Below are 2826 nucleotides of genomic sequence, written 5' to 3'. Positions count from 1 at the left end.
GCGGTCTTCCGGCAGGTTGAGTATGTCGCGGTTGGCGAGCCAGGTCAGCTGCGCCGCCAGCTTGTCGCGCTTGCGCGCGGTGGCGCCGACGCTCATGGCAAAGCCGTTGTCGATGATGCGGGTGATCTTGCCCTCGACCCGTCCGATATGATCGAGATAGGCGATCACGCGGTCACCGACATTGCCGATCCCCGGCGCCAGCAGCGCGAGGCCACCGGGCGACATATTGATGATCTGGCACGGAAACTCGCGGCGGTCCGGCAGCATATAGCGGCCGAGCAGGTGAACCTTGACACGCTGAAAACGCCGGCGCTCTTCGGCGGCCGGAAGAACTGATTTATGCTGTGCAAACGCCATTCGATGCCACCCGACACCGGCCGACCGGTGCCGGTTAACCCTACGGCGGGCAAGGTTAACGATGCGTTTATGGGAGCGGCATGAACCGCAATGGTCAGGCTGGTCGCAACACCGCCACCGGAATCCGGTTGAAGCCCCATAGAATGATCGGACACAGCAGGATCATGGCTGCGCCGAAGTCGAGTGCGGCGCCGGCGCTGCCGGCCCATCTGGCGAATCCGCCGGCCAGGACCGGCCCCAGCATCATGCCGGCATAATAGACGGTAAAGAACGAGCCGATGCCGATCGCCCGGGTCCCGGGCGTCAGCACGCGCGCGGGCAGGCTCATGATCGAACCGGCCGGGAGCCCGCATACCAATCCAAGCGCGACGGTGACGGTGACGACCGAGCCGCTGCGCGGCAGCAGGATCATCAGCATCGCGAACACGATGCAGCCCGCAACGATAATCGATTCGGGACGTTCGATGCGATCGGCAAGAAAGCCGCCTGTTGCCACCGAGAACACGGTGAGCCACAGCACGATGCTGATGGTCGATCCCGCCGCGGTGATCGACCAGCCGCCTTCGACCAGCATCGAAGGCCCGAAGCTGAAGATCGTCGCAAAGCCGACATTGTAGAGGCTCCAGATCAGGGCCGCGGCGATCACGGCGATGAAGGTGTTGCGATCGAGGCGCGCGGTCGCGACAGCAGCAACGGCATGATTTGGCGGCGCCCGATACAGCGCGGCGAACAGCACCGTGCCGCATCCGATCATCGCCGCGACGGCGAGATACACGGCGCTCACGCCATAGGCCGCGCCGATTGCAGGTAACGTCAGCAGCGAAATCGCAATACCCGCCGGCCAGGAGTTGACGAAGATCGCCATCGAGGTCGCGATCTCGCGGTCCGCGAACCAGTCGGTCAGCATCTTGGTCATCTGCACGTTGAGCAGCACGCCGCCGGCGCCGGCGACCAGCCGTCCCGCGATCTGAACGCTCCAGGATACCGAAAGCGCCATCGCAAGGGTGCCGGCCAGCATCAGCAGCAGCGCGCCAGCGACCGTGGTCTTGTCGCCGAACTTCTGTCCGATCGCACCGCCGGGCAATGCGAGCGCCACGCCAGGGATAAAATACAGGCCGATCAACACACCGATGTCGGCAAGGCCGACGCCGAAGTCACCGATCAGCAGCGGCGCCACTGCGGCGACGCTCTGGAACTGAAAGCCCATGGTGAGGCGGACCACGAACAGAACCGCAAGAATGCCCCAGCGATTGCGCAACGCGTCGCTCCCGTTGAAAATTTCCCTGCAACCTGAGACCACAGGCCGGGTTCGTCAACTGCCACTCGAATGGACGGCGCCAACATTGGCATCTCCACCCAACTCAAATACGCTTGCTGCGCCCACGCAGTGAATCAACCATCGCCGAAGGGCCGGGGAGAAAGCTCATGAACCAAATCCGCGTCTGCACCTACGACGGCCCCGGCGCGCAGCCGGTCATCCGCACCGTGCCCTGGCCGAAAATCCCCAAAAAAGCCGCGCTGATCAAAGTCGGGGCCTGCGGCGTCTGCGGCACCGATCTGCATATCCTTAAAGGCCACTGGCCGAAGCAATTGCCGTGGCCATTCACGCTCGGGCATGAGATCGGCGGCGTGCTGGTCGAGGTCGGGTCGGAATTTTCCGAAGACTTTATGAGCAAGCCGCTTACCGTTGGATCGAAGGTGATGATCCCGCCGCTGATGCCGTGCGGGCATTGCTATTACTGCATCCATTATCCCGAGAGCGCCAACAAGTGTCTGACGCCGGTATATTACGGCCGTTATCTCGGCTTCGACAAGGCGCCGCATCTGTGGGGCGGCTGGGCGGAATACGTCTATGTCGATCTCGACATGCTGCCGGGCACCAAGATCTACAAATTGCCTGACGACATGTCGCTGCGGCTGGGCGCGCTCTCTGAGCCGCTGACGTCCTGCATCCGCGCCTTCAACCGCGCCACCCGCGCCGGCGGATTCACCTGGGGCGATACCGTGGTGATCCAGGGCTCCGGACCGATCGGAATTCTGGCGGTGGCCGCGGCGCAGGAGATGGGCGCGGGCAGGGTGATCTGCGTCGGCGCGCCGGAGGCGCCGCGATTGGCGCTGGCGCGCAAGTTCGGCGCGGAGGCGACAGTGAATATCGAGGAAGTCACAACGCCGGAGGCACGCATCAAAAAAGTGCGCGACATCGTCGGCGGTTTTGGCGCCGACCTGGTGATGGACTGCTCGGGACATCCAAGCGCCGGCCCGGAAGGCATCGAGATGCTGCGCGACGGCGGCACCTATGTCGAGATGGGGCAATTCACCGACGCCGGTTCGATCAATACGTCGTGGCACCGCATCTGCACCAAGGACCTCAACGTGCTGGGCTCCTGGGGATTCACCGGCAACGACCTGCCGCTCGGCGTCGACATGCTGTACCGGACCCGCGACAAATATCCGTGGCTGGAGATGCAG

General features: G+C 63.8%; 3 protein-coding genes. 1 reads left to right on the top strand and 2 read right to left on the bottom strand.

What is annotated here, in order from left to right:
- Both VGP39_RS10940 and VGP39_RS10935 read right to left on the bottom strand, forming a co-directional pair.
- Positions 1-357: PilZ domain-containing protein (locus VGP39_RS10940; RefSeq protein WP_327568120.1), on the bottom strand; the 357-nt coding region annotated here is incomplete at its 3' end.
- A gap of 94 nt (positions 358-451) precedes the next feature.
- On the bottom strand, positions 452-1615 hold the full coding sequence (locus VGP39_RS10935; protein ID WP_327568119.1) for a CynX/NimT family MFS transporter: 1164 nt from the start codon (positions 1613-1615) through the stop codon (positions 452-454).
- Between the two features lie 167 nt (positions 1616-1782).
- Between VGP39_RS10935 and VGP39_RS10930 the strand changes: the two genes are divergently transcribed.
- On the top strand, positions 1783-2826 hold a 1044-nt coding region (locus VGP39_RS10930), incomplete at its 3' end, for a zinc-binding dehydrogenase (protein WP_327568118.1).

The organism is Bradyrhizobium sp. (assembly GCF_036009065.1).
Classification (GTDB): domain Bacteria; phylum Pseudomonadota; class Alphaproteobacteria; order Rhizobiales; family Xanthobacteraceae; genus Bradyrhizobium.
Note: the sequence above shows the minus strand (reverse complement) of the source record. Positions and strands in the feature narration are given on the sequence as shown.